At 34.8% G+C, this 25,014-nt stretch carries 21 protein-coding genes; 12 read left to right on the forward strand and 9 right to left on the reverse strand.

What is annotated here, in order from left to right:
* The first annotated feature begins 115 nt into the window (after positions 1-115).
* The 4 genes from BLR17_RS07335 to BLR17_RS07350 all read left to right on the forward strand — a co-directional run bounded on the left by BLR17_RS07335 (position 116) and on the right by BLR17_RS07350 (position 3,611).
* Positions 116-1,492 carry an MATE family efflux transporter gene (locus BLR17_RS07335; RefSeq protein ID WP_066324833.1) on the forward strand — a complete coding sequence of 459 codons (1,377 nt, stop codon included), beginning with the start codon at positions 116-118 and terminating at the stop codon, positions 1,490-1,492.
* Positions 1,493-1,502: 10 nt separating this feature from the next.
* Complete coding sequence (locus tag BLR17_RS07340) at positions 1,503-2,411, forward strand: prohibitin family protein (RefSeq protein WP_139068320.1); 909 nt, start codon at positions 1,503-1,505, stop codon at positions 2,409-2,411.
* A gap of 61 nt (positions 2,412-2,472) precedes the next feature.
* On the forward strand, positions 2,473-2,703 hold the full coding sequence (locus BLR17_RS07345) for a hypothetical protein (RefSeq protein WP_066324831.1): 231 nt from the start codon (positions 2,473-2,475) through the stop codon (positions 2,701-2,703).
* Positions 2,704-2,861: 158 nt separating this feature from the next.
* Positions 2,862-3,611, forward strand: a complete 750-nt coding sequence (locus tag BLR17_RS07350) for a hypothetical protein (protein ID WP_066324830.1) — start codon at positions 2,862-2,864, stop codon at positions 3,609-3,611.
* 14 nt (positions 3,612-3,625) lie between these two features.
* Here the strand turns inward: BLR17_RS07350 and meaB are convergent, their stop codons facing one another.
* Positions 3,626-4,699 carry a methylmalonyl Co-A mutase-associated GTPase MeaB gene (gene meaB / locus BLR17_RS07355; RefSeq protein WP_083189175.1) on the reverse strand — a complete coding sequence of 358 codons (1,074 nt, stop codon included), beginning with the start codon at positions 4,697-4,699 and terminating at the stop codon, positions 3,626-3,628.
* 166 nt (positions 4,700-4,865) lie between these two features.
* Here meaB and BLR17_RS07360 point away from each other — a divergent pair, with 166 nt between their 5' ends.
* Together BLR17_RS07360 and BLR17_RS07365 are read left to right on the forward strand one after the other, a co-directional pair.
* Positions 4,866-5,780 (forward strand): AEC family transporter, encoded by a 915-nt coding sequence (locus BLR17_RS07360; protein ID WP_066324825.1) that lies wholly within the window; start codon positions 4,866-4,868, stop codon positions 5,778-5,780.
* Between the two features lie 92 nt (positions 5,781-5,872).
* Complete coding sequence (locus BLR17_RS07365; RefSeq protein WP_066324822.1) at positions 5,873-6,511, forward strand: peroxiredoxin; 639 nt, start codon at positions 5,873-5,875, stop codon at positions 6,509-6,511.
* 249 nt (positions 6,512-6,760) lie between these two features.
* On the opposite strand, the gene BLR17_RS07370 is transcribed toward BLR17_RS07365, so the two are convergent.
* The 7 genes from BLR17_RS07370 to BLR17_RS07400 all read right to left on the reverse strand — a co-directional run bounded on the left by BLR17_RS07370 (position 6,761) and on the right by BLR17_RS07400 (position 13,564).
* Entirely contained in the window at positions 6,761-7,075 is a 315-nt protein-coding gene (locus BLR17_RS07370) for a hypothetical protein (protein ID WP_055091430.1), read from the reverse strand.
* Positions 7,076-7,117: 42 nt separating this feature from the next.
* Complete coding sequence (nudK, locus tag BLR17_RS07375) at positions 7,118-7,699, reverse strand: GDP-mannose pyrophosphatase NudK (RefSeq protein WP_066324820.1); 582 nt, start codon at positions 7,697-7,699, stop codon at positions 7,118-7,120.
* Between the two features lie 55 nt (positions 7,700-7,754).
* Complete coding sequence (locus BLR17_RS07380) at positions 7,755-9,026, reverse strand: adenylosuccinate synthase (protein ID WP_066324818.1); 1,272 nt, start codon at positions 9,024-9,026, stop codon at positions 7,755-7,757.
* A gap of 74 nt (positions 9,027-9,100) precedes the next feature.
* Positions 9,101-9,583 (reverse strand): Fur family transcriptional regulator, encoded by a 483-nt coding sequence (locus BLR17_RS07385; protein WP_066324816.1) that lies wholly within the window; start codon positions 9,581-9,583, stop codon positions 9,101-9,103.
* A 126-nt stretch (positions 9,584-9,709) separates the two neighbouring features.
* Positions 9,710-11,932 carry a RelA/SpoT family protein gene (locus BLR17_RS07390; protein WP_066325083.1) on the reverse strand — a complete coding sequence of 741 codons (2,223 nt, stop codon included), beginning with the start codon at positions 11,930-11,932 and terminating at the stop codon, positions 9,710-9,712.
* A gap of 132 nt (positions 11,933-12,064) precedes the next feature.
* The gene (locus BLR17_RS07395) at positions 12,065-12,850 is read right to left on the reverse strand and encodes a TrmH family RNA methyltransferase (protein WP_066324814.1); all 786 of its coding nucleotides are present in this window, start codon (positions 12,848-12,850) and stop codon (positions 12,065-12,067) included.
* Between the two features lie 30 nt (positions 12,851-12,880).
* Positions 12,881-13,564 carry a cell division ATP-binding protein FtsE gene (locus tag BLR17_RS07400; RefSeq protein ID WP_066324812.1) on the reverse strand — a complete coding sequence of 228 codons (684 nt, stop codon included), beginning with the start codon at positions 13,562-13,564 and terminating at the stop codon, positions 12,881-12,883.
* Positions 13,565-13,732: 168 nt separating this feature from the next.
* On the opposite strand from BLR17_RS07400, the gene BLR17_RS07405 reads away from it, so the two are divergent.
* Positions 13,733-16,744 (forward strand): tetratricopeptide repeat protein, encoded by a 3,012-nt coding sequence (locus BLR17_RS07405; RefSeq protein ID WP_066324809.1) that lies wholly within the window; start codon positions 13,733-13,735, stop codon positions 16,742-16,744.
* Between the two features lie 128 nt (positions 16,745-16,872).
* Positions 16,873-18,627: a porin family protein gene (locus BLR17_RS07410; protein ID WP_066324807.1), complete on the forward strand. Its 1,755-nt coding sequence runs from the start codon at positions 16,873-16,875 to the stop codon at positions 18,625-18,627.
* Positions 18,628-18,744: 117 nt separating this feature from the next.
* On the opposite strand, the gene BLR17_RS07415 is transcribed toward BLR17_RS07410, so the two are convergent.
* On the reverse strand, positions 18,745-19,290 hold the full coding sequence (locus tag BLR17_RS07415) for a DUF2911 domain-containing protein (protein ID WP_066324805.1): 546 nt from the start codon (positions 19,288-19,290) through the stop codon (positions 18,745-18,747).
* Positions 19,291-19,420: 130 nt separating this feature from the next.
* On the opposite strand from BLR17_RS07415, the gene BLR17_RS07420 reads away from it, so the two are divergent.
* The 4 genes from BLR17_RS07420 to gatB/aspS all read left to right on the forward strand — a co-directional run bounded on the left by BLR17_RS07420 (position 19,421) and on the right by gatB/aspS (position 24,985).
* Positions 19,421-19,870 carry a hypothetical protein gene (locus BLR17_RS07420; protein ID WP_066324799.1) on the forward strand — a complete coding sequence of 150 codons (450 nt, stop codon included), beginning with the start codon at positions 19,421-19,423 and terminating at the stop codon, positions 19,868-19,870.
* Positions 19,871-19,986: 116 nt separating this feature from the next.
* The gene (locus BLR17_RS07425; RefSeq protein ID WP_066324797.1) at positions 19,987-20,256 is read left to right on the forward strand and encodes an Asp-tRNA(Asn)/Glu-tRNA(Gln) amidotransferase subunit GatC; all 270 of its coding nucleotides are present in this window, start codon (positions 19,987-19,989) and stop codon (positions 20,254-20,256) included.
* 2 nt (positions 20,257-20,258) lie between these two features.
* Positions 20,259-21,656, forward strand: a complete 1,398-nt coding sequence (locus tag BLR17_RS07430) for an amidase family protein (RefSeq protein ID WP_066324795.1) — start codon at positions 20,259-20,261, stop codon at positions 21,654-21,656.
* Complete coding sequence (gatB/aspS, locus tag BLR17_RS07435; RefSeq protein ID WP_066324791.1) at positions 21,656-24,985, forward strand: bifunctional amidotransferase subunit GatB/aspartate--tRNA ligase AspS; 3,330 nt, start codon at positions 21,656-21,658, stop codon at positions 24,983-24,985. The genes BLR17_RS07430 and gatB/aspS overlap by 1 nt, the downstream gene beginning before the upstream one ends.
* The last annotated feature ends 29 nt before the right edge of the window (positions 24,986-25,014 follow it).

The following is a 25,014-nucleotide window of genomic DNA, read 5'->3' on the forward strand; positions in this document are numbered from 1 at the left end:
TTTTAACTAATGCGGTTGTCTTGTTGAATTTGTATTTTAATTCCAAAATATTATTAGATACAAACCTTGATATCGATTTGCTTCTGCTTACCTTTGTCGCCTTAAAAAAATTAAAGTGACTTTAGCTATTTATACCAAAGAATTTGCCTATAATTTTCGATTAGCTTATCCTATTATTTTAGGAATGCTTGGGCATACTGTAGTTGGACTTGTGGATAATGTGATGGTGGGGAAATTAGGCCCTACTGAATTAGCGGCAGTTTCTTTGGCTAATAGTTTTATTTTTATTGCGATGTCGTTAGGGATTGGTTTTTCGACAGCTATAACACCTCTGGCGGCTGAAGCAGATGGAGAACAGGATATAGAAAAGGGCAGAAGAGTATTTCATCACGGTTTGTATTTGTGTACTTTTTTAGGATTTTTTTTGTTTGCATTAGTCATTTTTGCCAAGCAATTACTGGGGTTTATGGGGCAACCTGAAAATGTGGTCATATTGGCTAAACCCTATCTCGATATGGTGGCTTTTTCATTAATTCCATTGATTGTTTTTCAAGGATACAAGCAGTTTGCCGATGGAATGAGTGAAACCAAATATTCGATGTGGGCTACTGTTTTAGCTAATATTATTCACGTAATTTTAAATTATGTGTTTATCTATGGAATTTGGATTTTCCCTGAATTAGGTATGTTTGGCGCAGCTATCGGAACTCTGGCTTCTCGTTTTATAATGTTGGGATATATACATTATAAGATGAAAAAAAATGTGAAGTTTCATCCTTTTTTTGAAGGCTTTTCAGTTAAAAAAATTCAGCGAGAAATTAATCTGAAAATTATCCGATTAGGAGCTCCTTCTTCAATGCAAATGTTTTTTGAAGTAGCATTGTTTACCGGTGCGGTTTGGCTTTCGGGACGTTTGGGAATTGCAAATCAGGCGGCGAATCAAATTGCTTTGAGTCTGGCTTCTTTTACTTTTATGTTTGCCATGGGTTTGAGTGTGGCCGCTACCATTAGAGTGGGGAATCAAAAAGGTTTAGGTGATTATAAAAAAATGAAAATTGTGGCTTTTTCAATCTTTCTATTGGCGGTTTTATTAGAAGTTTTCTTTGCCTTGTTTTTTGTTTTGTTTCATAAACAAATGCCTGCATTGTTTGTAGATATGGGTAATTTGAAAGATCTTGTTGCTAATACTGAAGTGATAACCATAGCAGCTCAATTGTTATTGGTAGCAGCAGTTTTTCAAATTTCTGATGGAATTCAGGCTGTAGTTTTAGGAGCTTTACGTGGTTTGCAAGATGCAAAAGTTCCTATGTATATTACTTTTGTTGCTTATTGGATGGTGGGATTTCCTGTGTCTGTTTATTTAGGATTTTACACTAGTTTACAAGCGATTGGAATTTGGATTGGACTTTTGGCAGGATTAACAACAGCAGCTTTATTTTTGTATATTCGCTTCATTAGATTAACAAAGCAGTTGATTGCGTTGAATCACTAAACTAAAATAAATGATACTATTTATTGTTATTGGAATTGTTCTCGTTATAGTCGGTTTTAATTTTAAAAATAATCCAAGTCCGTTTTCAAAATTTTCCGGACTTCTTAAGATTATTGGTTTCTTATTGATTGCTTTAGGTGCGCTGTCATCTGCATTTAAGCAAATTGATGCGGGGAAAGTTGGGGTTAAATCCTTATATGGAAATGTGGAGCCTGGTGTTTTAGAAAGTGGGTTACACCTGATTAATCCTTTATTAGATGTGACCGAATTTGATGTACAGACACAAAATTACACCATGTCTGCTAATCATTCAGAAGGAGCTGTAGAAGGTGATGATGCTATACGTGTTTTGTCGAATGATGGGTTGGAAGTAGTGATTGATTTGACTGTTTTGTATCGTGTTTCACCGCAGGATGCACCTAATATTTTTAAGCAAATTGGAGTGAATTACACAGATAAAATTGTGCGTCCGGTAACCAGAACCCGTATTCGTGACAATGCAGTTTATTATGATGCAGTAGCCTTGTATTCAACAAAAAGAAATGAATTTCAGGATAGGATTTTTAAAAGTATTGAAACCGATTTTAAAACAAGAGGCTTAGTTTTAGAGCAATTGTTAATTCGAAATATAAATCTTCCGGCATCAGTTAAGAAAACAATTGAAAGCAAAATTAATGTAGAACAGGATGCCCAGAAAATGCAATTTGTTTTGCAAAAAGAAAAGCAGGAGGCTGAGCGAAAAAGAGTAGAAGCACAAGGTATTGCCGATTATCAAAGAATTATTTCAACAGGATTATCGGATAAGCAATTGCAATATGAATCGATTAAAGCTCAAAAAGAATTGGCTGCTTCTCGTAATACCAAAATCATTTTTATGAATGGTAAAGGGAATGCTCCCGTTATTTTGTCTGATAAATAATAAATAAATATGGCGATCTTTGCGAAAAACTTCGCGAACTTTGCGGTTAAATAATTAAAAAATGGAATTACCAAAATTTGTACTCGGCGACAATACCGATTTTCCGGATGATATTTTTATCATTCACTTAGATTATCCAAGATTTATCATTAACCTTAAAGATGATGAAGTGGAAATTATGGAAGAGCCTGAAGACTTAGACGAAGCCGAATTGAATGCAGAAATGGAAGGATTAATTGAGCAGGCTAATGCTTTTTACGATAGAGAAATGGAACGCTACGAGAAAGAATAGTATGTTGTTTTAAAACTTTTAATTAATAGTTTATTGGCTGTAAAATGATTAATTTTAATCGTTTTTACAGCCATTTTTTTTCTTTCAATATTTTTAAAAAATTAGGGTAACAAAATCAAATAGTGATTGATATATAATAAACTTTAAAAAATACGAAAATGAAAAATTTTAAAAAAATAACTGTTGTTTTGGCTTTAGGATGGTATTGTTTAGCAAATGCTCAAGTTAATACGGCGAATAATGCTAAAGTGAGTATGGCTAAAGAAAATACTGCTGTTGGATCCAATCAAAAAGGAATCAATAGTATCAATAATGGGATGCCAAATAGGATTTCGATGAATGTTACTGTTGCTAAACAAACCCAAGGTGCAACATTTGGCGAAAAGGTAAATTCCGGTAAAATAAATATCAGACTGATTGAAAATGGCTGTGTTGTTTTGTTTCCTCTTAATTCGGGATATAAAATTAATTTAAAGAATAATAGCATTAACGAATTGACAGCAACTGAGCGCACTACTTTTGGCGAAAAAGTAAATCAGGGTTTGCATGCTGCAGGAGGTGCATTATCGCAGGGAGCTTCATTATTAGGTGGTGCTTTGCCGGGAGGTGCTATTATTTCGGCTGCTGTTTCCAGCGTAGGTAATTTATCCGGTGCCGGCGGAGGAGCTGCAGCAGCTTCGTATGCTAAAAGTTCAATGAAAGTATTTAAAATTCAGGATGAGGATTCTGATACCGTAATGGAACTGCAGGATGGAGAATTTGAATTGTCATTTGTGATTGCTCAAAAAGCCACTTCCGGATTAAAAGATACTTTAAAGACTCAGGTTCGTATTGGTTTTACGGTAGAAAATGGAATTTTGAAAACCAAACACGATACGGCTAAGAATTCAGTGGGGAATATAAGATAAAGTGGAAAATCTTTTTAAGGTTTGTTTTTAAAATAAGTTTCCAATAGTAATTGAGCGGCTGCAAAAGGTGAAGACTCATTGTTTTGCACCGCTTTTTTAGTTTTTTCTAATAAATCCCGGATTTCAGGATGATTGAAGAAATCTTCTTTTAGTTGGTTATTGATAGTTTCTAAAAGCCAATATTCATTTTGTTCGGCTCTTTTACGGTCAAAATAGCCATTGTTTTTGGTAGTTTCAATATAGTTAACAATGATTTGCTCTATTTCGGTAATGCCTTCCTGAGTTTTTGCACTGCAAGTACTTACTGTAGGAGTCCATTCTGATTTTTTTGGAGGAAAAAGATGCAAAGCACGACTTAATTCTGTTTTTGCTACTATTGCTTTGGCTACATTATCGCCATCTGCTTTGTTAATAACCACTGCGTCTGCCATTTCCATAATACCTCTTTTAATGCCTTGTAGTTCATCGCCAGCTCCAGCTATTTGCAACAGTAAAAAGAAATCTACCATACTGTGAACAGCAATTTCACTCTGTCCAACACCTACGGTTTCAATAATGATAATGTCAAATCCGGCAGCTTCACATAGAGTAATGGTTTCTCTGGTTTTGCGGGCCACTCCTCCTAAAGTTTCACCTGAAGCCGAAGGACGTACATAAGCATTGGAATCTTTAGCTAATTCTTCCATTCGGGTTTTATCTCCTAAAATACTTCCGTGAGAAATAGAGCTGCTAGGGTCGATGGTAAGCACGGCTACCTTTTTACCCTGGCGGGTTAAATGCTTGCCAAAGGCTTCAATAAAAGTACTTTTTCCTACCCCGGGAACACCAGTAATACCTATTCGGATGGATTGTTTAGTATGGGACAAACAGACATTAATTAAAGCTTTGGCATTAGCAAAATGATTAGGATTGTTGCTTTCGATTAAAGTAATAGCACGACTCAAAGCACCAACATCTCCAGACAGAATACTACTTATTAGTTCTTCTGTTCTAGGTTGTAGCTTTCGGGCCTGTTGAATTTTTTTAAAAACCTCAGGGCTGAAATTTTCGGTATTATTTACTTTCTCAGACTTGTCTTTTTTCAAAATACAGAATGCTTTTTGTAAAAATAATACATTTAGACGGAAATCAATAGTTGTTTTTTACAGTAAAGATTAGCAAAGTCACTTTAAGTTTTTTAACAGAGGTGTATGTCTTGTGATATTCCAGATATCTTTATGATACTAGCAAATTAGTAAATATCTTTGCAGCACTATGAGCAATATTATTTTAATTTTTATTTATTTACTGTTAGGAGTTGGTTTGCAACGCGTCAAATGGTTTCCTACAGATAGCTATAAGCTGATTAATAAGTTTCTTGTTTATATTTGTCTTCCTGCATTGGCTTTGTATTATATTCCTAAGGTTCATTGGGATAATAAGTTATTGTATCTCATTGGGGTTACCTGGATTGGATTTGCAATTTCTTTTTTTTTCTTTCGTTTTTTAGGAAAGAAATATGGCTGGTCGAAAAAATTAATTGGTTGTCTTATTATAACGGCCGGATTAGGAAATACCTCTTTCTTAGGTTATCCTATCGTCAATGCACTGTATGGTTCGGAAGGATTGAAAATGGCTATTTTAGTCGATCAGCCGGGTACTTTTGTGGTGCTTTCTACTATTGCGGTGGTTGTAGCTACACTTTATTCTAAAGAAGCGACCAGTGGAGGAAAAATAATTAAGAAAGTAATGCTGTTTCCTCCTTTTATTACTTTTTTGGTAGCCTGTTTTGCTAATGTATTAAATCTGGATTTTCATGATTATTTCCAATTGGCTCTACAAAAGGTTGGAAGTTTACTCACGCCATTAGCTATGATTTCGGTTGGTTTGCAATTGCATTTTGACAGCAAAAGCCAGCATTGGAAGTTTCTTTGGATAGGTTTGGCCTATAAGTTGTTCATTACTCCTGCCATATTATTTTTGTTGTATGTTGTTATCTTAAAACAGCATGGATTAATGATTCAGGTAGCTTTGATAGAAGCAGCGATGGCGCCTATGATTATGGCAAGTATTTTGGCCAGTTCACATGGATTAAAACCCCGATTAAGCAGTATGATGATTGGATTTGGTATTCCTATTTCGTTTATTACACTGGCTTTTTGGTATTTTGTTTTGGAGTTTTTAGGTTAAGTATTTTCTTAGCGAATATTTTTTTTTTGATTAAAAAATGCAGATTAGTTTTTTTTGACTAATTTTATAGGACTTATATAAAAATAGAACTTATGGCAACAATACGATTAGGAGATATTGCTCCGGATTTTAAAGCAGAGACTACACAAGGTACGGTACAATTTCATGAATGGTTAGGAGATTCATGGGGGGTATTATTTTCACATCCATCTGATTTTACACCAGTTTGTACGACAGAATTAGGAACGGTAGCTAATTATTTTCCTGAGTTTCAAAAAAGAAATACAAAGGTTATTGCATTAAGTGTTGATGGATTGGAATCACACTTGAACTGGATTAAAGATATCGAGGAAACTCAGAATGTAACTTTACAATACCCAATTATAGCTGACGAAAATAAAGAAGTAGCTAATTTGTATGATATGATTCATCCAAATGCCAATGATACTTTTACGGTTCGTTCGGTATTTATTATTGGAGCAGATAAAAAAGTTAAATTAATATTGACTTATCCGGCTTCAACAGGAAGAAATTTTGATGAATTGTTGCGTGTTATAGATAGTTTGCAATTAACAGCTAATTACAGTGTTGCTACACCGGCTAACTGGAAAGACGGTCAGGATGTGGTTATTTCTCCATCAATACCAGACGAAGATATTCCTGCTAAGTTTCCAAAAGGATTTAAGCGTATTAAATATTATTTAAGAATGACTCCGCAGCCTAATAAATAAGCTGGTTAAAATAACAAAAAGGGAATTCAAATAAATTGAGTTCCCTTTTTTATTAATTCTCGTGACTTTCTTTGTGTGATTGCCGAGCTACGCTCGCAATGACTGTTCATCGCCTAAAATCCCAAATTAATCTTGGCATACTGCTACAACATAATCGTTTTGTGTTTTTCACTTCGCTAGTTTTGATTATATCAATTAATAGTAAATTTTATGATAATTTTGAAGATAGTTGAATATGGATTTTACGCTTTATTTTTTATTTAAAAATAAAGCGTCTTTTCCTAAAACAGATTGAATGCTATCTAATCTGATTTTAATTTTTTGTTTGTCTTTATTTAAATTGTATTTAAACTCTTGTTGATCAGGATAGATGTCTTGGTGTTTTTCCTTTATGGATATTTTTTTTAATTCAGTATCTATATCAATTAAATCATTACTAAGCTTTAATTCCTCATTGCGAAGACTTTCCATATTGTTATAAGCTTCTAATTCTAATTTTTCTTTAGATTTTCCACAGCTTATCAGAATTAAAGCTAATAATATTGTTGTTAATATATTTTTCATCTTTGCTAAATTTTAGAATGATTATTTTATTCAATTTATTAATTAAACCAACTGATTTATCTTAGCATATTGCAGTAACATAATGGTTTTTGCATCTTTTAGTTCGCCTGTTTCCATCATATTGTATGCTTCATCAAATGGCATTTCCAGTACTTCAATGTTTTCCTGTTCATGTTCCAGTCCACCGCCTTCGCTAACTTTCATAGAGGCGTCGTATTCGCCAATAAATAAGTATAAAATTTCAGTTATAGCACCTGGTGACATATAGGTTTCCATGATTTTTTTTACCTTAGAAATTCTATAACCTGTTTCTTCTTCTGTTTCTCTGATGATGCATTGTTCCGGTTCGTCCTGGTCTAATAATCCGGCACAAACTTCTATCATCATTCCGTTTTTGTTTCCGTTTAAATAAGTTGGTAAACGAAACTGACGGGTTAAAATAATGGTTTTATTTTCTTTATTGTACAGTAATATTGCAGCTCCATTACCACGGTCATATACTTCTCTTTTTTGAGTTATAATGCTATTGTCTGATTTTTGATAATCAAAAGTTACGTTATTTAGGATGTACCAGTTGTCTGAAAGTAATTCGGTTTTTTTAATGCTTATTTTTGGGTCGTTCATATGTGATGGTTTTGGGTATAAAAAAACGCCCTAAAAAATCAGAGCGTTTGTGTCTTTATTTTGCAATTGTTTGTTTTCTGTCCGGACCAACAGAAACAATCTTAATAGGCACTTCTAATTCTTTTTCGATGAATTCGATATATTCTTTTAACTCAACCGGTAATTCTTCATAAGTAGTCATTCCTGTTAAATCCTGTTTCCATCCTTTGAATTCCTTGTAAATCGGAGAAACATTTTCTTCCTCAACATTGTAAGGGAAGTGAGCAATGTTTTTTCCTTTATAGTTGTATTCAGTACAAACTTTCAAAGTATCAAATCCTGAAAGTACATCACCTTTCATCATCATCAATTGCGTAACTCCGTTTACCTGTACAGCATATTTCAAAGCAACTAAGTCTAACCATCCGCAACGTCTGGCTCTTCCTGTTACTGAACCAAATTCGTTTCCTACTTTGGCCATAGTAGCACCTACTTCGTCAAAAAGTTCTGTTGGGAAAGGACCACTACCTACGCGGGTTGTGTAAGCTTTGAAAATTCCGTATACTTCTTTGATTTTGTTAGGAGCAATTCCTAAACCGGTACAAGCTCCTGCAGCAGTCGTGTTAGAAGAAGTTACAAATGGATAAGTTCCAAAATCAACATCTAATAAAGAACCTTGAGCTCCTTCGCATAGAATAGATTTACCTGCTTTTTGAGCCTGGTGCATGTATTCTTCGCTATCAATAAAGTCTAATTTTTTAATTTCTTCGATTGCTTCAAAGAATTCAGCTTCTAATTCAGGTAAGTTGTATTGTAATTCTACACCGTAGAATGCAATCATTGCTTCATGTTTATCAGCAAGAGAGCGGTATCTTTCTTTGAAATCTTCTAATTCGATATCTCCTACACGTAATCCGTTTCTACCTGTTTTGTCCATATAAGTTGGGCCAATACCTTTAAGTGTAGATCCGATTTTTGCTTTACCTTTAGAAGCTTCAGAAGCTGCATCTAATAAACGGTGAGTAGGTAAGATTAAATGCGCTTTTCTTGAAATGATTAATTTCTTTTTGATATCGATGTCAAATTTTGCTAATCCTTCGATTTCTTTTTGAAATACAACAGGGTCAATGACAACACCGTTTCCAATAACATTTACCGCTGATTTATGGAAAATTCCGGAAGGAATGGTTCTAAGTACGTGTTTAATTCCGTCAAATTCTAAAGTATGTCCTGCATTTGGTCCACCTTGAAAACGGGCAATAATATCGTAATTTGAGGTAAGAACGTCAACAATTTTTCCTTTTCCTTCATCTCCCCATTGTAATCCTAGTAATAAATCTACGGTCATTTTTAATTTATTTATTTAATCCTTAATTTGTTTTGGCGATTTTGATTTTGCGCCTATTTAACTAAATGTTTTTATTAATTTTCTTCTTGATTTTCTTCGGTTGCAGGTTTTTTTCGGGTACCATAGAAATACAAAGAATGATTGTTAATTTCTACATCAAAAATTTCTTCTATTGTTTTTTTGATGGTTTGTATTCTGGGGTCGCAAAACTCAATTACTTCACCGGTATCGGTCATAATTATATGATCGTGTTGTTTGTCAAAATAGGATTTTTCGTAATGCGCCTGATTTTGTCCAAACTGATGTTTGCGTACCAAAGCACAGTCTAATAATAATTCTATTGTGTTGTATAATGTGGCTCTACTGACACGGTAGTTTTTATTTTTCATTTTGATGTATAGGTTTTCTATATCAAAATGTTCTTCACTTTCATAGATTTCCTGGAGTATAGAGTAACGTTCAGGCGTTTTTCTATGGCCATTTTTTTCAAGATACATTGTAAAAACGTTTTTTACAATTTCCTGGTTTTTGTTGTTATTTGTGGAAATGAGTGTCATATTCGGCAAAGATAATTTTTTATTTTAATAGTTTTCAAGTTTAAGTACTTATAAGAGAATAATTTTGTTCTTTTTTTGTTGAAAACACATCTGGGCTTCTAAAAAGAATTAGAAATTAAACCTCATTTAATTTTTATAAACTCTCGTTACCCGATCAATTCCGTCAATTTTTTTGATGTTGTCAATTAATTTTTTCAAAATAGTAATGTTTTGTACTATGACGGTCAATTGTCCTTTAAAAAGTCCTGCTTCTCCACTCAATGATATGCTTTGAATGTTGACATTCATATTGTTTGAAATCACTTTTGTTAATTCATTTGTCAAACCAATACTGTCCATACCGGTAATGTTCAATGTTGCTTTGAATTCCTGCTGAGTAGAATCGATCCATTTAGCAGGCATAATGCGGTAAGCATAATTGGACTGTAACGAGATGGCATTTGGACAGTCTTTTTTATGTACTTTAATTCCTTCGTTGATAGTAACGAAACCAAAAACCTGATCACCGGGTATCGGATTACAGCAGGTAGAAAGTTTGTAGTCCAGTTTATCCTGTTCTTTACCAAAAACCAATAAGTCATAATTGTTGTTGACTACAGGTTTGTGAATATCGGCATCGGCAGTATTTCCTCCTGAGCGTTTGATTTTACTTTTGAAAAAATTGATTAAAGTATTGCTTTTTTGAGCAGCAAAATCTTTTAATTGTTGGTTGTCGATTGTTCCTAATCCCACTCTGTAAAACAAATCCAAACTGGTTTTAAGGTGGAAAAAGTTAACTAATTCATTAGTTACCGATTCGTTTAAATTAATTTTTAGATGTTTTAATTTACGAGTAAGTAATTCTTTTCCTTCTTCGGCAATTTTCTTAGTGTTTTCGTTAAGAACATTTTTAATTTTATTCTTAGCTCTGGAAGTAGTTACATAATCTAACCAGTTTGCAGTAGGTTTTTGATTAGGAGAAGTGATAATTTCTACCTGATCTCCACTTTTTAATTCGTAATTTAGAGGTACTAATTTTCCGTTGACTCTCGTTCCTCGGGTCTTAATTCCAATTTCTGAGTGAATGCTAAAGGCAAAATCCAGCGAAGTAGCTCCTTTAGGTAACGATTTAATATCTCCTTTTGGAGTAAAAACGTAGATTTCTTTTGAATATAAATTCATTTTGAAATCTTCTACAAAGTCAATGGCATTAGTTTCCTGATTTTCTAATGCTTCCCGAAGTAGGTTTAACCAAACATCCAAGCCACCTTCTTCATTAGCTCCGTTTTTGTATTTGTAATGTGCGGCATATCCTTTTTCGGCAATTTCATCCATGCGTTCACTGCGAACCTGAACTTCAACCCAACGGCCTTTAGGTCCCATTACGGTAATGTGCAGGGCTTCGTAACCCGTAGATTTGGGAGATGAAATCCAATCTCTTAAACGGCTGGGGCTGGGTCTGTAATGGTCGGTAACGATGGAATAGATTTTCCATGCCAGGAATTTTTCATCATGAGGATCGGATTTGTAAACAATTCGAAGTGCAAATTTGTCGTAAACTTCATCAAAAGTTACATTTTGAGCCTTCATTTTTCTACGAATAGAATAGATGGATTTTGGTCGCCCTTTTATAATATAATCAATTCCCTCCGCGTCCAAAGAGGCTTTTAGGATATCCGAAATGTCTTTGATGTAGGCATCCTGTTGCTCTTTAGTCTCTTTGATTTTGCTGGCAATGTCTTCGTAAATAGCAGGTTCGGTGTATTTTAAACCTAAGTCTTCCAGTTTTGTTTTAATGTTGTATAATCCTAATCGATGGGCGAGAGGCGCATAGATGTATAGGGTTTCAGAAGCAATTTTAACCTGCTTGTGGTCGTCCATGGATTCCATGGTTTGCATATTGTGCAATCTGTCGGCAATTTTTATCAGAATTACACGAACGTCATCGTACAAAGTCAGTAGCATCTTTCGGAAGTTTTCGGCCTGCATCGACACATTCATGTCTTTTTGTACGATAGAAATTTTAGTTAAACCTTCAACGAGTTGGGCTACTTTAGGATTGAACATGCGTTCAATATCTTTGACAGTTGTTGGAGTATCTTCAACTACATCATGCAATAGGGCAGCAGCAATAGAAGTTGCTCCAAGACCAATTTCAGAAGCAACAATTTTAGCTACTGCAATGGGGTGAAAGATATAGGCTTCACCTGATTTTCTTCTTTGGTCTTTATGGGCTTCTACTGCTACATCAAATGCTTTTCGGATAAGCTTTTTGTCATCGGTAGATAAAGTTTGATAACTTATGCGAAGCAATTCTTTGTATTCCTGAGCAATGGCTTTATTTTCTTTTTCGATATCTATTTCTGTCATAATTACAGTGTTCATTTTCTAAAAATAACGATAAGTTCGCAAATATGCAAGAGTTGGGATTGTTGATTTTAGATTTCTGACTTTTGATTTTAGATTTAAAACATCTGCAATCTAAAATCTGCATTCTGCGATTTAGAATCCTCTTTGTCTTTTGGCTTCAAATATTAATATTGCTGCGGCTACCGAAACGTTCATGCTGTCTATTTCGCCCTGCATCGGGATAATGATGTTTTGGGTGGCAGCATCACGCCATTCCTGTGTGAGTCCGGTGGCTTCGGTGCCAACGACTAAGGCAGTGGGTTGGGTGTAATCCTGAGTGTGGTAACTTGTTGAATTTTGCAAAGTGGCACAGTAGAAATTGATGTTTTTTTCTTTTAAAAAAGCAATAATTTCTGAGGTGCTTGCTGTTGCAATTTGGTTAGTAAACAAGCAGCCTACACTGGAACGAACGATGTTGGGATTGTATAAATCACTTTTCGGATTCGCAATAATTACAGCGTCCAGATTAGCAGCATCAGCAGTTCTTAAAAGTGCGCCAATATTTCCTGGTTTTTCGGGAGCTTCGGCAACTAAAATTAAAGGCGTGTCTGATAATTTTAAACCAGAAAGTTGTAAGGATTTGGATTTGGCTACAGCCAAAACTCCTTCGGTAGTGTCACGATAACTTAGTTTTTGAAAAACTTCTTTGTTTATTTCTATTAATTCGGCGGATTGGGCTAATTTTCTAGCTTCCGTTTCGCTACAAATTTCCGGGTAAAATAATATGGTCTGGATTTCATAACGCCCTTTTACGGCTAATGAAATTTCGCGTACACCTTCAATTAAAAAAGTACCGGTTTGTTTTCTGTTTTTGGCTTTTTCCTGTAATAATACTAAAGATTTTATGAATGGATTTTGAATGGATGTAATTTGTTTCAAGAGATTCTAAATTTTAGTATTGTATAAAAATTAAACAGTTCTTTGGACTACTTCGAAAATTTTAGAATCCTCACATTTTAATGTTTTTGATGGGAATTTCATCAATAAAGCATAGTCGTGAGTCGCCATGATAATGGTTTTTCCGTTGGCGTTTATTTTCTTTAAAACATCCAAAACTTCAATGCTGGTTTGCGGGTCTAAGTTTCCTGTTGGTTCATCAGCCAAAATAAGTTCAGGGTCGTTCAATAAGGCTCTTGCAATAGCTACACGTTGTTGTTCTCCGCCTGAAATTTGATGAGGCATTTTAAGGGCATGGTTTTTCATGCCTACTTTGTCTAAAACTTCTTCGATTTTATGTTCCATTTCATCCCTGTCGGTCCATCCTGTGGCTTTAAGAACAAAAAGCATATTGTCTTTTATAGAGCGATCTGGTAAAAGTTTGAAATCCTGGAAGACAATACCGATTTTACGTCTTAAAAACGGAATGTCATTTTCTTTAAGTGTTTCTAAATCAAAGTCAACAATATGTCCTGTGCCTATTGTTAATGGCAAATCGGCATAAAGAGTTTTCATTAAACTACTTTTTCCGGAACCTGTTTTTCCAATTATGTATAGAAATTCACCATGGTTCACCTCCAAATTTACATTTGATAAGATTTCTTTATCTCCTTGATAAATGGTTGCGTTTTTTAATGACAGTACGGCTTGAGACATAAAATGAGCATTTGTTTATGGTGTAAAAGTAATTATCAATTATGAAATAGCAATAATCAATTGGTAGTTTTTTGTGCTCTGTTAAAATTTTTGTTCATAATAAAAACGAATAACGTCTCGTTATGACTCTTATAATATGATATATTTGAATATTTAAATCTAATAAAAATGCGCAAATTTTCCTGGCTCTTTTTTTTGTTGGTTTTTGCTAAAACCAATACGCTATTAGCACAGAAATCATCAATATATACCAATGTTTTAACAGATTATAACAGAGCAGTTTCGTTGTATAAAGACAATCAGTATGCTTCGGCTCAGTTTCTTTTTGAAAAAGTAAAAGAAGAGGCTAAAGATGAAGAAGTAAAATCGGATTGTGCTTATTATGATGCCAGCTGTGCCGTTAGATTAGGGCATGCTAATGCCGATGTTTTGATGGAAAAATTCATCGAGGAATATCCAACAAGTTCTAAGAGCAATCAGGCTTATGTTGAAGTAGCTCATTATTATTTTAACCAAGGAAATTATGCCGAATCATTAAACTGGTTTGAAAAAGTAGATGAAAGTCAGTTAAGTACGAAAGACAAAGAACGGTTTAATTTTCAAAAAGGCTATAGCTTTTTTAGTTCTAACAATAAAAAAGAAGCAACAACTTACTTTAACAAGGTTGTGAATTCAAAAACTTATGGTTCTCAGGCTAAGTATTATCTTGGTTTTATGGCTTATGAAGGTGATAACTATCAAGAGGCTAATAAGTATTTTGATCAGGTTTCAGGAGATGAAAAATATGCCGAAAAACTTTCTTACTATCAGGCTGATATGAGTTTTAAGTTAGGGAATTTTGAAAAAGCTATTGCTTTAGGGCAAAAAGCAATGGATAAATCGACTCCTGCGGAAAAATCTGAATTGAATAAAATCATTGGTGAAAGCTATTTTAACTTAAAAAAGTACAGTGAAGCCATCCCTTATTTAGTCGCTTATAAAGGCAAAAGAGGAAAGTGGAACAATACCGATTATTATCAATTGGGTTATGCTTATTACAAACAAAATGATTTTGAAAATGCTATTGCTCAGTTCAATAAAATCATAGGAGGAAAAGATGGTGTGGCGCAAAATGCGTATTATCATTTAGGAGAAAGTTATTTGAAATTAGATAAAAAACAACAGGCTTTGAATGCTTTCAAGAATGCTTCGGAAATGTCATTTGATGCTGCCATTCAGGAAGATGCTTATTTGAATTATGCCAAATTAAGTTATGAATTAGGAAATTCGTATCAAAGTGTGCCTGCGGTTTTGTTGGGTTTTATCAACAAATATCCTAATAATCCCAATCGTTCTGTAGTGGAGAAATTATTGATTGATTCTTATATTTCATCTAAAAACTACAAGGAGGCATTGGCTTTATTGGAAAAAAATAAATCGCCAGAAAATAAACCGGCTTATCAAAAAGTGACTTTCTACAGAGGTTTGGAATTGTATACTGACAGAAGTTATTCGGCGGCCTTACAGATGTTTCAAAAGTCTTTAGCCAATTCAATTGACGCTTCATTTATCGCCAGAGCTACTTTCTGGAAAGGGGAAACAGAATATGTTTTGGAGGATTACAATAAATCGTTGTTGAGTTTTAAACAGTTTACAGGAATGACAGCTGCGGCTACAACTCCTGAGTATAAAAACAGCAATTACAATGTGGCTTATGCTTATTTTAAACTGAAAGAATATGATTCGGCCGGAGATTTTTTTCAAAAATATATTGATAAGGTAAAAGACGATAAAACAAGGCTGATGGATGCTTATTTGCGTTTAGCTGATTGTCGTTTTGTAACTACAAAATACTGGCCGGCTTTGGATGCGTATAATAAAGTAATCGAATTACGAGGTGTTGATGCTGATTATGCGTATTACCAAAAAGCACTTTGCTATGGATTTGTGGGGAAAAATGATAAAAAAATCGATGATTTGAATTCGTTTTTACAAGTATATCCTAAATCGTCTTATCGTGATGATGCTATGTTTGAGTTGGCTAATACTTATGTTGCAACTAACAAACAGGATTCGGCTTTAAAAACCTATGATCGATTAATTAATGAGTATAAAAATAGTGCATTTACATCCAGAGCTATTTTACGTCAGGGATTGGTTTATTATAATTCGGATAGAAATACCGAAGCGTTGGTGAAATTCAAAAAAGTAGCTGCCGAATATCCTAAAACACCTGAGGCTTTAGAAGCCGTTGCTACAGCCCGATTAATTTATGTAGATAGTGGAAAAGTGGGCGAATATGCTGCCTGGGTTCGTACATTGGATTTTGTTGCTGTTACCGATGCTGATTTGGATAATGACAGCTACGAATCGGCGGTGAAACAATATGAGCAAAATAATATAGCTCAGTCTATTTCCGGTTTTAAAGCTTATATCTCAAGTTTTCCTAACGGAATTCACGCTTTGAAAGCCAATTATTATTTGGCGCAAGCCAATTATGGTGAAGGACAAAAGGATAATGCACTCCCGTATTATCAATATGTGGTTAACGAACCTAGAAATGAGTTTTCAGAGCAATCTTTAACTCGTTTAGGCCAAATTTTATTAGATAGCGGAGCACAGGAAAAAGCTATTCCGGTATTGGCCCGATTAGAAAATGAAGCCGATTTGTTCCAAAATAAAGTTTTTGCACAATCTAATTTGATGAAATGTTATTATGAAAAGAAAGATTATGTGAATGCTGAAGCTTATGCCGAAAAGGTATTGACTAATCCAAAAACAAACGATAATGTAAAGAGTGATGCGCAAATAATTATTGCACGTTCGGCAATGAAAAATGGTGATGAGTCTAAGGCAAAAGCGGCTTATGCCAAAGTGCTTCCAATTGCCAAAGGAGAATTGGCGGCTGAGGCTTTGTATTATGATGCTTATTTTAAAAATAAGGAAAATAAGTTTGAAGCATCCAATACTGTTGTTCAAAAATTAGCAAAAACCTATGCTTCTTACCGTTATTACGGGGCAAAAGGTTTGGTTATAATGGCTAAAAACTTTTATGGATTAAAAGATAGTTTTCAGGCTACTTATATTTTAGATAGTGTCATTCAGAATTTCTCTGATTTCCCGGATGTGGTTGCTGAAGCACAAACCGAATTGAATGCCATAAAAGCAGAAGAAGCTAAAACTAATTCGTCAGTTAAATAAAAACAAGAAATAAGAAAATAGAAACAAGAGAATAGATGTAAGAGTAAAAAGAATATAGCTTGAATTTGCCGTTTAGTCTTTTTTCTATGTTCTTTTCTCTCTTTTCTTTCAAAATAAAAACAAGAAACATGAAGTTTAATTTCTCAAAAAAAATAATCGTATCGCTTTTCCTAATGGTGGTGCAATTTTCTTTTGCTCAAAAGAAAAATGAAAACATAGGTTCTGAAGAGGTAAATGTTGTAAAAGCGTATACACCAACTATATCTGATGCATCAAAAATTCAGGAGTCACCGGTTCTTGATGATGAAGGAAATGCTAAAAAAGAAACGATTAAATATTCTATTTTTTCTTTTCCTGTGGCGTCTACTTTTACACCGGCAAAAGGGAAGGCTGAAGGAGTAGAAAAGGAAGTAAAAGAAAAATTTTACAGCAACTACCTTACTTTGGCGGCGGGAAATTACGGTACGCTAAACGCAGAATTGTTTGTGAATCAGGAATTGGAAAATAATGATTATGTGGGCGGAATGTTTCGTCATTTTTCTTCTCAGGGAGGAATTAATAATGTGAAATTGGATAACTGGTTTTATGATACAGCTTTAGATGCTTTCTATGGTGCTAATCATGATAAGATGTCCTGGAATGTTGATTTGGGCTATCAAAATCAAGTGTACAATTGGTATGGATTGCCGATAGATTTTGGAAGTACTTTAACTCCGTCCGATAGGAATAATTTAATTGCAGGGATTGATTCTAAGCATTCTTATAATGGCATTTCTTTAGGAGCTAAGATTGCTTTTAATGAAGGAGCTTTTAAAGATGCTTCAATGAAATTTAGTCATTTTACAGATAGTTTTGGGTCGTCAGAAAATCGTTTTTTATTAAAACCGTCTTTGCAGTTTGATATTGCTGAAAAGTTTTTGTCTACCAATATCATCGTGGATTATGTGGGAGGGACTTTTGATAAAAATTATACAAATACCAACACGGAAAAGATTAAGTATGGTTTTACTAATTTAGGAATCGCACCAAGTTTTAATTTTCAGGAAAATGGCTGGGATGTAAAATTAGGAGCTTCGTTGTTTTACAGTATCGATAAAACGGGAAATGATAATAAATTTTTAATATACCCAAATGTGAGTGTTGCTTATCCTGTCGTTGAGGATCTAATGATTTTTTATGCCGGCGCCGAAGGTGGTTTAGAGCAAAATTCTTATGCCGATTTTGTAAAAGAAAATCCGTTTTTATCGCCTACACTTTCTATTGCGCCTACTGATAAACAATATGAGGTTTTTGCAGGTTTGAAAGGGAAATTAGCTTCAAGTGTGAGTTATAACCTTCGTGGTTCTTATAATAATGAAAGAAATAAAGCTTTGTTCAGAAGTAACGATTATACGGAGAACAATGCTAATGAAAATTATGCATTTGGGAACTCATTTCAAGTGGTTTATGACGATGTGAGAACATTTCGTTTTTCAGGTGATTTGAAAGCAGATTTCTCAGAAAATGTAAGTTTTGGAATCGGCGGGATTTTTAGTAGTTATACAACCGATTTACAACAGGAAGCCTGGAATTTGCCTGCAATTGAAATTAATTCGTCAATCGATTTTAATATTACACCAAAATGGTACGCCGGTGCTAAGTTATTTTATGTAGGGGAAAGAAAAGATATGCAGACTAATATTGATTTGAATACAGTTGGTTCTCCTGTTAAATTAGGGAGTTATATTGATTTGAATTCGCATGTTGGCTACAAATACAATTCTCAGTTAACCGGATTTTTGAAGTTGAATAATATGACTAATAAGTCGTATCAAAAATGGCTGAATTATCCTGTGCAAGGTTTTCAGGTGATGGTAGGAGCTAATTATAAATTTGATTTTTAGTATTTAACCGCAAAGGACACAAAGCTTTTCGCAAAGGTTGCAAAGCCATATAAAAAAGGCGCAAGATTCACAGATTAAAATCTTTGTGAACCTTGCGCCTTCTTTGTGTTAAAAAAATTATTCTGTAAAAGGAATCGCAACACGGGTTTTGTCCCAGCCTAAGTTTAAAATAACACCATTATCGGCTTTAGTGAAAACCATAGAAAAAGCTTCCAAAGATTCTTCAGCCTGTGTAACCGGAACGTTTAGACGGGCAACATCATTGGCTTCTTTATAGGAGTAAGCGCCCCAAACATTGGTGTCTTTATTTAAAATGATGGTCCATTCTTTTTCGTTAGGAATGGTATATAAAGAATAAGTTCCGGCTTTGATTTTTGTTTTTCCAAAGTTGACATCTTTATAAAAAGTGATTTCGGTAGCTTCGTTAGCACCGGTTCTCCATACTTTTCCGGCAGGCGTTAGTTCGCTTAATGCACGTCCTTTTAGCTGCGGGCGGCTATAGATTATTTTGGCAGTTTTTGCAGGGATTTTGCTGTCAGCAGGAAATAGTGCTTCGTCCATCGGACTTTTGTCTAAACCAGGGAATTTTTGAGCTTGTGCATTAGTCGCTAATAATAACAGAAAACCAAAAGCGATTGCCGAAAGGAATTTTAAATTTTTCATAGTTGTTTTAAAAAGATTAGTAAAGATTCTTTTACGAAGTTAAATAAAAAATAAATTAGTGTTTCAACTTTTTAATTAGCATTGCGACCCTAGCGAAAAACTTTGCTTACTTTGCGGTTAAATATTTCAAATGACTTTCAAACAAAAAATATATCAATATTATTGCCGATTAGTAGAAGACAGAATTGATGCTTTTCGGGATATGATTTCGGCTTTGACCGAAGATTCTAAAAATGATGCCAAAGGTTCGGCAGGCGATAAACATGAAACGGCTTTGTCGATGATGCATCTGGAACAGGAAAAATTCAATACCAAACTACGTGAGGTTTTGGAACAAAAAGCAGTTTTAGATAAAATAGATGCTTCGATAGTGGCGAAAACAATCGCTTTAGGAAGTTTGGTAAAAGCTAACGGAATTTATTTGTATCTGTCTTTGGCTTTGCCAAAAATTACTATTGACGGAATAAATGTAATTGCGCTTTCACCACAATCGCCATTAGGGAGTAAATTGATGGGGAATTCGGTGGGATTTACTTTTGAAATTAACGGTACGAAGTATTTGATAGAGAGTGTGGAGTAGATTCTTTCTTAGGGCTCTTTTATACAATTGAAATCATTTAAAAAAACATCATACCCTAAAAAAACTTTTTGTAATTTCGCGAGCTTAAAAGTTTGACTTTAAAACTACATAAAATTATGAGTAAAATAATGACAGTCGACATATTGTCGAGTATTAAAGGAGCGCAGCCTTCGGAGAGCGTGAACCAATTGTTTGAGGTGATTAAAAATGCACATCCATCAAATGAGAATTCCTTAAATAATGTCAATCATAATTGTGTTTCGGTTGGTGATTTAAGGGAAGATGTGGTAGTGGAAAGCTCGGCTATTGAAAAACAAATTATTATAGAAAACTTCCCGAACAAGAAAAACGGATTTTTGGTAGTTGCTAAAGTTATAGAAGGATAAAAATGGATTCTCAAATAAAAAAAATACACCAACAACTGGTGTCAAAACAAATAAGCTGTACGGCTTTAGTACAGGAAAAATTAGACTTACTTAAGCAAAATACCTATAATTCTGTAAATTCTGTATTGGATACTTTGGCTTTGGAACTAGCAGCTAAAGTAGATGCTAAAATTGCAAACGGAGAAACCATCGGTTTACTGGAAGGAATTCCTTTTGGAATCAAAGATGTTTATATGGTTCAGGGAACTTACACAACTGCAAGTTCTGAATTGCTTAGAAATTATAAGTCGCCTTACACTGCTACTGCCATTCAGAAATTACTGGATGCAGGGGCTATTCCGTTAGCAAAAGAAAACTGTGATAGTTTTGGTCATGGTTCTTCGAGTGAAAATACCATTTTTGGTGCGGTTAAAAATGCAATCAATCCGGAATTAGTAGGTGGAGGATCGAGTGGAGGATCGGCTGTGAATGTGGCTAAAGAATATACGGTGTTTTCTATAGGTGGAGATACGGGAGGTTCTATTCGTCAGCCAGCAGGATACAATCATATTTACGGTTTGAAGCCAACATACGGAAGGATTTCAAGATACGGATTGATGGCTTATGCGTCTTCTACCGATTGTGTGGGACCATTGGCAAAATCAATTGAAGATATCCGAATTGTACTGAATGTGATGAGTGGAAAAGATCCAAAAGATCAGACTTCAATCGCTTCAACTGAAATAAGTGAAGATGCAATTGCGACTTCTGAAGTAAAAACAATTGGTTATTTTAAAAACTTTATCGAAAGCGAAGCTATTGATGCGCAGATAAAAGCAGATTTTTTGGCCAGTGTCGAAAAAATAAAAGCAAAAGGAATTGAAGTAAAAGAATTGGATTTCTTCAAATCGGATATTTTAGTTTCTACTTATTATACTTTGGCAATGGCTGAAACGGCTTCGAATTTATCCCGTTTAGACGGAACGAATTACGGAAACCGTATTGAAGGAGAAAATTTAATTGATACTTATGCTGTGACGCGTTCTGAAAATTTCTCAGAAGAAACGAAACGCAGAATTGTAGGAGGGAACCAGGTGTTGTCTCAGGGATTTTCGGATGAAATTTATTTGAAAGGATTGGCTTTAAGAGATCAGATTTCTGAAAACTTCAGTAAAGATTTTCAAGAAGTGGATGTGATTTTATCTCCGGTTACGCCAAGTACACCTCCTAAAATTGGTGATAGTTTAAAAGATCCTTTGGCGATGTATTTGTCTGATGCTTATACAGTAGGTTTTAGTTTAGGGCAATTGCCAACTATCACTGTGCCACAAGGAACAACTACAGGATTGCAGATTACTGCAGCAAAAAATAATGATGAATTAGTATTGCAATTTGCAAACTTCTTAAAAGATACGATATAATGGAATTGGAACAATTAACGGCGGCTATTAAAGCCCACGATTTAGAATTGGTTATCGGACTGGAAACTCACGTTCGATTGAATACCAAAACCAAGTTGTTTTGTTCCTGTCCAAATCAGGAAATAGAAACACCTAACCAAAATATATGTTCGGTTTGTACCGGACAAATGGGAGTTTTGCCTGCAGTAAATAAAGAAGCGGTTACTAAGGCTATTTATTTCGGAAAAGCAGTGGATTCTTCATTTAGTAACGAAGTGATTTCCTGGGATAGAAAGCATTATGAATATCCGGATAACCCGAAAAATATTCAGATTACACAATTTCATAATCCAATTATTCCTGACGGACACGTTTCTTGTTATAGAAATGACGGTACTCAATTTACGGTAAATTTAACTCAGGTGCATATTGAGGAAGATGCTGCAAAATTGATGCACGAAAAGAAAATTTCGTTAGTCGATTTTAATAAAGCCGGTGTGCCATTGATTGAGATTGTTACCGAGCCTTGTATTCGTAATATCGAAGATGCCTCGACTTATGCGCAATATATTCAACGTATTGTTCAGAATTTAGGAATCTCTGAAGCGAATTTGGAAAAAGGGGAGTTCAAATCGGATGTTTCGGTCTCTTTGCGTAAAAAAGACAGTAACGACTTGAATCCAAGAACGGAAATCAAAAACCTGAACTCGTTTAAGTTTATGGTGGAAGCTCTGAAAGAAGAGGTAGAGAAACAGTTTAATTATTTTGTTGAGCACAAAGAGTTTCGTCCTGATCAAACGACTGTGTTGTGGGATGCTGAATTAAAGCAGACCAAAACCATGCGTAAAAAAGAATTTGAAGCGGATTACCGTTTTATTTCTGAGCCGGATTTACCTTTTGTAAATATTAAAGCGGAGATTGAAGCCATTAAGGTGGATGCAAGTGCTTTGCCTTATGCTGTTGAATCTATTTTGATTAACGGAGGTGTTTTGCCTCAGGATGCTAAGTTTTTTACAGCAGATGCTTTGCGTTCCAGAACATTTGTTACTTTAAATAACGAAATTAACGATCCTTCGTTTGTTGCTAAAACTTTGGCTAATAATGTTAAGGCTGAAGATTATGCTAAAATCCATAATATTGAGCATTTAGTAACCATTTTTGTGTTGTTCAAAGCCGAAAAAATCACGGCGGTTTTAGTTCAAAATGCCATTGCAGGTTATTTAAAAGATCAAAATTTTGACTACAATAAATATTTCGAAGAAAATACTATTTCGGAAGAAAAAATCCAGGAAGTAATTTCGAAAGTAATTGCCGAGAATAAAGCAGTTGCTAAAGACATTGCTGCCGGAGATCAGGGTAAAGCCGGGATTTTAGTTGGAAAAGTTCTTGGGGTTATTGGAAAAGGGGCGAACGGAAAAGTAATTCGTCAAATTATCATTGATCAATTAGGTGCTGCTGCTGTTTCTGATAAAAAAGAATCTCAGGAAAAAGTTTCAAAAGAAGCAATTGCTGAATCAAAAGAAGCTCAGGAAGAAGTGCTTCCCGAAATTCCTCTTGTTGTAAAAGATACTTACAGAACACATAAAATTTCGCAATTATCTGAGGAGAGTGTTAATCAGGAGGTAATGCTTTCCGGCTGGGTTGCAAGTGTACGTGACCACGGAGAATTGATGTTTATTGATTTGCGTGATTCCAGTTATGAGGTTTTCCAGGTTCGTATCAGCAGGGAATCTTTTCCTAATATCGACGAATTGGTGAAGTTAAAACCGGAATCGGTTATTTCGGTAAAAGGTATTGTAGTCGGTCGTAACGAAGATGATTTTAATGCCGGATTGCGTACAGGTAAAATCGAATTGGAAACATCGGAATTAGAGATATTAAACCTGTCTAAAACTTTGCCATTTGAAATTAAAAGAGCGGCAAAAACTAACGAGGCTACCCGTTTTCAATATAAGTTCTTAGATCATAGAAATGAAGAGGTAAGAAGAGCAATCGTTAATCGTCATAAGGTGATTAAATTAATTCGCGATATTTTGGATGGTGAAGAGTTTTTAGAAATAGAAACTCCTATTTTAAGTGCCGGAACCGATGAGGGAGCACGTGAATTTATTGTTCCTAGTCGTAAACAGGCTGGTTTCTTTTATACGCTTCCACAAGCGCCACAGCAGTTTAAACAAATGTTGATGGTGAGCGGTTATGAGAAATATTTCCAGGTAGCGCGTTGTTTTAGAGATGAGGATTCCCGTGGGGATCGTCAGCCTGAGTTTACGCAGCTGGATATGGAAATGGCTTATGCAAGCATGCAGCAAATTATTGATTTGAATACCAAATTGTTCAATGAAATAGTTAAAAAAGTATATGGTAATAAGTGGATTTTACGTCCGTTTGAAGTGTTGACGTACAAAGAAGCGATGGATTATTATGGTTGTGATCGACCTGATTTGCGTTTTGGTTTGAAAATGCAGGATATTACCGAAATTGTAAAAGATACTACTTTTCAGGTTTTCTCTAAGCCAATTGAAGAAGGCGGAATTGTAAAATGTATCAAAGTTTCGGCTCAGGAACAAGGGAACAAGCGTATTTCTAAAGGACAAATAGAAGCTTTGACGGCTATAGCCCAGCAAAATGGTTTGGGTGGTTTGGCTTATATCATTGTGAATGAAGACGAATTACAATCGCCGATTATTAAATTCTTAGGTGAAGAAATTGCTGCAGGAATTATAAAGGCGGCAAATGCTCAAATAGGTGATATTGTGTTCTTCTCGGCAGCTGATTATGCTACGGCAAATAAGGCTTTAGATGCGGTGCGTCAGGAACTGGGCAGAATGTTGCATTTGATTAATCCTAAGGAATTGTGTCCGGCCTGGGTGGTTGATTTTCCAATGTTTGAAAAAACCGATGAAGGAAGATGGACGTTTACACATAATCCGTTCTCTATGCCGGCTGTTTATGATTTGCAAAAACACATGGATGGTAAAGAAGAGGAAATTGGGACTATCATTGCGCAACAATATGATATTATCTTAAACGGTTACGAAATTGGAGGAGGATCTGTTCGTGCACATAAATCGGAAATTTTAGAGGCAACTTATAGAAATATGGGTTACAATAAAGAAGAAATGATTAAGAGTGTGGGAACCATGTATAAAGCCTTCCAATACGGAGCGCCGCCACACGGAGGAATCGCCTGGGGAATTGACCGTTTGATGATGATTTTAGAGAAAAAAGCTTCTATCAGAGAGGTAATGGCTTTCCCTAAAACCGGAACCAGTGATGATTTGTTATTTGGTGCACCATCTGCTTTATCAGATAAAAAAGTAGAGGAGATGAATGTGAGGATTATTAAATAACAAAAATCAATTTCAAAAATCAATTTCAA

The sequence above is a fragment of the Flavobacterium glycines genome (assembly GCF_900100165.1).
GTDB classification, from domain to species: Bacteria; Bacteroidota; Bacteroidia; order Flavobacteriales; family Flavobacteriaceae; genus Flavobacterium; species Flavobacterium glycines.